Origin of the sequence: Streptomyces sp. WELS2 (genome assembly GCF_013870595.1) — a bacterium.
In the GTDB taxonomy this organism is placed as follows: Bacteria; Actinomycetota; Actinomycetes; order Streptomycetales; family Streptomycetaceae; genus Streptomyces.
Window position 1 is genome coordinate 1 of sequence record NZ_JACBWZ010000424.1, and the last position, 5,383, is coordinate 5,383.

Here is a 5,383-nt window from a genome sequence, read left to right on the forward strand (position 1 = left end):
CCCGAGCTGGACACCGGGCCGATGGAGATCATCGGCCGGATCAACCGCTGCGCGGCCCTGCTCCAGCAGGCCGAGGACGCCCCGCTGCGCCGGGCCGGACTGAGCCGCGCCGAGTTCGACCTGCTCGGCGCGCTGCGCCGCACCGGACACGAACTGACCCCGGGCGAGCTGGCCCGCGAGACCTTCTCCTCCGGGGCCGCCGTGACCAAGCGGCTCAAGCAGCTGACCGAGCGCGGCCTGGTCGAACGGCGCGGCGACACCCGCGACCGGCGCGTGGCCCACGTCCGGCTCACCGACGCGGGCCGCGGCCTGGTCGACGGCATCCTGCCCGAGCAACTCGCCTACGAGACGGCCGTACTGTCCGTCCTGCCCCCCGGGGACCAGGACGGACTGGCCGGACTGCTGGCCGAGCTGCTCGCCCGCCTGGAGGGCCGGATGGGCGCGCTGCGGGCCTGACCGGCCGGACGCTCAGAGGACGTCGTGCACGGTACGGCGGTACGTGGAGCGCCGGTCGACGATGTCGGGCCAGCGGTCGCCGTACACATTGCGGGTGATGGGCGCCTCCCGCAGGAAGTCGTGCGGGAAGCCCAGCGGGATCGCGCTCACCTCGTCCAGCCGGGCGCGCGCGTCCGCGTCGAGCCGGACCCCGGTGCTCGCCAGGTTGTCCGCGAGCTGCTCCGGCCGGGTGGCCGACACGATCGGTACGACGTTCCCGGGCCGGTCCAGCAGCCAGGCCAGGGCCACCTGCGCCGGGCTCCAGCCGCCCGCCTCGGCGATCTCCACGACCGCGTCGACGACGTCCTCCTCCCACGCCTCGGGCCGCACGTCCAGGGTGTCCAGCCGTCCCGTCCCGCCGCGCCGGTACTTCCCGGTGAGCCGGCCCGCCGCCAGCGGCGCCCAGGCGAACACGGCGAGGTCGAACGCCCGCGCCTGCGGCAGCAGCTCACGCTCCGGGGTGCGCTCCAGCAGGCTGTAGCTCAGCTGCGAGCCCGCGAAACACGTCCAGCCACGCAGCTCGGCAAGGGTGTTGGCCTGCGCGATCTCCCAGGCCGGCCAGTCCGACACGCCCACGTAGAGCACCTTGCCCGCGCGGACCACGTCGTCCAGGGCCCGCATCACCTCCTCCACCGGTGTGAAGTTGTCCCGGGCGTGCACCCACAGCACGTCGAGCCGGTCGGTGCGCAGCCGGCGCAGGCTGTCCTCGATGGACCGGACGAGGTTCCCGCGGTGGTTTCCCGCCGCGTTGGGGTCGCCGTCGCGGGTGCCGCAGGTGTACTTGCTCGCCAGCACGAACCGGTCGCGGCGCCCGGCGAGCAGCTCGCCTAGGATCCGCTCGGCGGTGCCGGAGGTGTAGTTGTTCGCGGTGTCCACGAAGTTGCCGCCCGCGTCGGCGTAGACGTCGAGGATCCGGGCGCTGGTGTCCTTGCCGGCGCCCCACCCCCAGTCCTCCCCGAAGGTCATGGTGCCCAGTGCCAGCTCGCTGACGCGCAGCCCGGTCCGCCCGAAAAGCGTGTACCGCATGTGTGTCTCCTCTTCGCAGGTGTGCGAGCGACTCCGCAGGTGGTGCGAACGACCTCGCAGGCCGTGCGAGCGACGCTAGAGGCTGGAGCGCCCTCGAAGGCAAACACCCGCCCCGGCCCGCCGGACGCCCGGCCACAGGCCCGCGAACGCGCCCGGAGAAGGCCGTCGCCGTCCCCGGGCGCGTTCGCGGGGCGGACGTCAGATCCCGGGCCGGTAGCGCAGGGGATGGTCCGCCGGGATCTCCACCAGGACGATCGGCGTGCCGTCCGGGTCGCTGATCCACATCTCGACCAGGCCCCAGGGCTCCTTCACCGGGGGCCGTACGATCTCCACGCCCCGCGCCCGCAGTTCCTCGTACGCGGCCGTCGCGTCCCCGATCTGCAACCACAGCCGTACCGCGGGCGAGGGCGGGTCGTCGGACCGGCCGGACAGCTCCAGGAAGCCGCCGCCGAGGAAGTAGACCGTGCCGCGCTCGGGACCGGTCCCGAACTCGCGGTAGACGGACAGTCCCAGCCGCTCGCCGTAGAAGGCGCGGGAGCGTTCGGGATCGGAGGGCCGGAGCAGGATCCGGCTGCTGAGTACATGCACCATGCAGCAGGGTTACCCTCTTCCGTGCCCCGGCCACGCCCGAGATCGGAGACCCCGCCATGGACACCCCCGCCACCGGACTCACGTTCCGCGACGCCACCGACGCCGACGTGGACGCCCTGGTCGCGCTCGTGGAGTCGGCGTACCGGGGGGAGCGCAGCCGGGCCGGGTGGACCACCGAGGCGGACATCCTCGACGGGCAGCGCACCGACCCCGAGGGCGTGCTGGAGGTGATCAAGTCGCCGGACAGCCGGCTGCTCGCCGTGGAACTGGACGGCCGGATCGTCGCCTGCTGCCAGCTGGAGCACCGCGGCGACCACGCCTACTTCGGCATGTTCGCGGTGAGCCCCGCCCTGCAGGGCGGCGGCGTCGGCAAGGCCGTCCTCGCGGAGGCCGAGCGCCGGTGCCGGCAGACCTGGGGTGTCGGCGAGATGCGCATGACGGTGATCTCCGTGCGCGAGGACCTGATCGCCTGGTACGAACGCCGCGGTTACCGCCGTACGGGACAGACGTCCCCGTTCCCGTACGGCGACGAGCGCTTCGGCATCCCGCTCCGCGCCGACCTGGAGTTCGAGCTGCTCGTCAAGAAGCTGGCGTGAGGGTGCGGCGGCCGGTTCACGGCCCGGCCGCCGGAGGTTACGCCGTGAACCGGCCCGTGCGCTTGATCTCCGGGTAGTCGGTCGTCGCCCCGTCCAGCTCCAGGGCCCGGACCAGTCGCAGGTGCTCCTGGGTGTTGACCACCCAGCCGAGGATCCGCAGCCCGGACGCGCGCGCGTGCTCGACGACCTCCAGGGTGAGCCGGCGGATGTCCAGGCACACGGTCGCGGCGCCCGCGGCGACGGCGCGGTCCACCACCTCGGTGCCGTAGTCGCTCGCGACCAGGGCCGTGCGCACCCCCGGCACCAGCCGCGCGATCTCCACGATCGCCTCGTCGTGGAACGAGGACACCTCCACCCGGGCGGTCAGGTCCCGCGCGCGCATCACCTCGGCCAGCGTCCGGGCCGCCGCCACATCCTTGATCTCGGCCTGCAACGGCGCGCGCACCGCCTCCAGCACCTCCTCGAACACCGGCACCCGCTCCCCGCGGCCCGCGTCCAGGGCGCGCAGCTCGGAGAGGGTCTTCTCGGCGATCGGCCCGGAGCCGTCGGTGGTGCGGTCCACCTCCGCGTCGTGCATGACGACCAGCGCGCCGTCCTTGCTGAGGTGCAGATCGAGTTCGATCAGGTCCAGGCCGGCCCGCTGCGCGGCGACGAAGGAACGGAGGGTGTTCTCGGGCTCGACGCCCATGACCCCGCGATGACCGATGGTAAGGAAGTTCAAGGTTCAACTCGCTTCCGTCGACGGCGGCTCGGCGACGCGCGGACCGACGGACCCGTGCCGGACGTCGTCGTCCACGCGGCAAGGCCGCAGCCTAACGGCCGGGCCGTGCGATGGACCCGCGGCTGCGCCGGGCATTCGGGGGCCGGGGCAGGCGCCGGTTGGCCGGTATCCGCCCTGGTCGTCACCCTCCGGTGGGCGCGTCTTCCGCGCCCTTGACCGCCGGGCGCGCTCCTCGCGCCGGGGAGTACGCGCGGTTGATGAAAGTGAGCGCCGTCACGGTTTACGACAGGAAAAACATCGGTGACCAAGGGGGCGGACAGAATAATTTCCCGCCGCTGCTCTTGCTGAGTGAAACAGGGTACGCATACGGTATCCATACGCGAGGTTCTCCCGTGGAGGATGGAACATGACGGAAATTCTTGTGCAGGCACGCGCGGAGGAGCAGATTCCTTCGCAGACCAGGGTGGTCGAGCACCCGGCCTGGGCCGTGCTCAAGGATGCCGTGGAGCAGATCCGGCCATGGCAGTCGAAGGACGGATCGATCGACTTCGACGCCGAGGGTGCCCCCCGCCGGGCCGACGCCGTGGCGGCCGTCGAGCGCGTCGCCGACGCGGTCGAGCGGCTCTCCCCGCTGGTCCCGCACGACGCCGCCTACCACCGGGCCCTCGTGAAGGACCTGCGCCGCTGGGCCGAGGGCGGCTTCGAGGTCCCGGACTTCCTGGACTCGCTGCTCGCCTTCCAGCCCGCGGCCGACCGCGTGGACGGCCTCCAGCACCTGGTCGTCTTCCCGATGTACACCCAGAACGGCAACCCGGACCGCAATCTGGAGGCGGTCGTGCTGCGCATGGTCTGGCCGGACTGGCTGGCCGAGCTGGAGCGCACCCGCTACGACAACCCGCTCTTCTGCGGCATCGCCTTCGAGGACTTCACCTCGGGCTACGACACCAACTCCGCCGTCCTCTTCCCGGAGACCATCGCCGTCCGGGAGGCGCCGGAACGTTTCTCCTGGGGTGGCATCTTCTGCGACCGCGAGGCCGCCCGGTTCCGCCGTGTCACCGAGGCCGCCGTGGACATCCTGGGCCTGGAGCTGCCCGAGGACATCGCCGCGATGGTGCACGACCAGAAGCGCTGCGAAGAGGCCTTCGTGCTCTGGGACATGGTCCACGACCGCACCCACAGCCACGGCGACCTGCCGTTCGACCCGTTCATGATCAAGCAGCGCCAGCCGTTCTGGATGTACGGCCTCGAGGAGCTGCGCTGCGACCTCACCGCCTTCAAGGAGGCCGTGAAGCTCCAGGCGGACGGCGTCCCGCAGGCCCGTGACGTGCAGTACGCGGTGCTCTTCGACCGCATGTTCCGCTTCCCCGTCACCGGTGACCGCAACCGCAACTACGACGGTCTCGGCGGCCAGCTGCTCTTCGCCTACCTGCACAAGCACGACGTCGTCCGGTGGACCGACAACAAGCTCTCCATCGACTGGGAGCGCGCCCCGCAGGTCACCAACCAGCTGTGCGCCGAGATCGAGAAGCTCTACCGGGACGGCATCGACCGCCCGAAGCTGGTGCACTGGTTCGCCGGCTACGAACTGGTCTCCACCTACCTCGCCCCGCACCCCGGTTCCCAGTGGGCCAAGGGCCCCGACGCCCTGGACCTGACCCAGCCGCCGCGCAAGCTGGTGGACGACGTGCTGCCGGACGAGTTTCCGCTGAGCATGTTCTACGAGGCGCTGGCGAAGAAGCTGAAGAATGTGATCGCCTCCACCAAGGGCATCACGGCGGACGGCGCCGAGCGGATCGCCGCGTGAGCGACCGCGTCCACAACACTGTTCAAGAGGGGAAGAACGTGGGGAACAACGGGTCTCTCAGTGGTGCGGTGATCGCGGTGGCCGGCGCGGGCGGTCCGGGCGGCAGGAATGCCGGTAGTCGGGTTACCGTTCGAGTGGCCGTTGTGGGCT

General features: G+C 71.5%; 6 protein-coding genes. 3 read left to right on the plus strand and 3 right to left on the minus strand.

Going from position 1 to position 5,383, the window contains the following annotated elements; genetic code table 11:
* Positions 1-456: MarR family winged helix-turn-helix transcriptional regulator (locus tag H5J33_RS22255; RefSeq protein WP_181796681.1), on the plus strand; the 456-nt coding region annotated here is incomplete at its 5' end.
* Between the two features lie 12 nt (positions 457-468).
* Here the strand turns inward: H5J33_RS22255 and H5J33_RS22260 are convergent.
* The gene (locus H5J33_RS22260) at positions 469-1,521 is read right to left on the minus strand and encodes an aldo/keto reductase (protein WP_181796682.1); all 1,053 of its coding nucleotides are present in this window, start codon (positions 1,519-1,521) and stop codon (positions 469-471) included.
* A gap of 198 nt (positions 1,522-1,719) precedes the next feature.
* Entirely contained in the window at positions 1,720-2,112 is a 393-nt protein-coding gene (locus H5J33_RS22265) for a VOC family protein (RefSeq protein ID WP_181796683.1), read from the minus strand.
* Between the two features lie 56 nt (positions 2,113-2,168).
* Between H5J33_RS22265 and H5J33_RS22270 the strand changes: the two genes are divergently transcribed.
* A complete protein-coding gene (locus tag H5J33_RS22270) occupies positions 2,169-2,708 on the plus strand; it encodes a GNAT family N-acetyltransferase (protein ID WP_181796684.1) in 540 nt (179 codons plus the stop codon).
* A 37-nt stretch (positions 2,709-2,745) separates the two neighbouring features.
* On the opposite strand, the gene H5J33_RS22275 is transcribed toward H5J33_RS22270, so the two are convergent.
* Positions 2,746-3,429, minus strand: coding sequence for a glycerophosphodiester phosphodiesterase family protein (locus H5J33_RS22275; protein ID WP_181796685.1), 684 nt, complete (start codon positions 3,427-3,429; stop codon positions 2,746-2,748).
* A 406-nt stretch (positions 3,430-3,835) separates the two neighbouring features.
* Here H5J33_RS22275 and H5J33_RS22280 point away from each other — a divergent pair, with 406 nt between their 5' ends.
* Positions 3,836-5,233: a DUF6421 family protein gene (locus tag H5J33_RS22280; protein WP_181796686.1), complete on the plus strand. Its 1,398-nt coding sequence runs from the start codon at positions 3,836-3,838 to the stop codon at positions 5,231-5,233.
* Positions 5,234-5,383 lie beyond the last annotated feature (150 nt).

What these genes read in the sequence shown, in the direction of transcription:
- H5J33_RS22260 (WP_181796682.1), bottom strand. Translation starts at nt 1,521, where the DNA reads ATGCGGTACACGCTTTTCGGGCGGACCGGGCTGCGCGTCAGCGAGCTG.
- H5J33_RS22265 (WP_181796683.1), bottom strand. Translation starts at nt 2,112, where the DNA reads ATGGTGCATGTACTCAGCAGCCGGATCCTGCTCCGGCCCTCCGATCCC.
- H5J33_RS22270 (WP_181796684.1), top strand. Translation starts at nt 2,169, where the DNA reads ATGGACACCCCCGCCACCGGACTCACGTTCCGCGACGCCACCGACGCC.
- H5J33_RS22280 (WP_181796686.1), top strand. Translation starts at nt 3,836, where the DNA reads ATGACGGAAATTCTTGTGCAGGCACGCGCGGAGGAGCAGATTCCTTCG.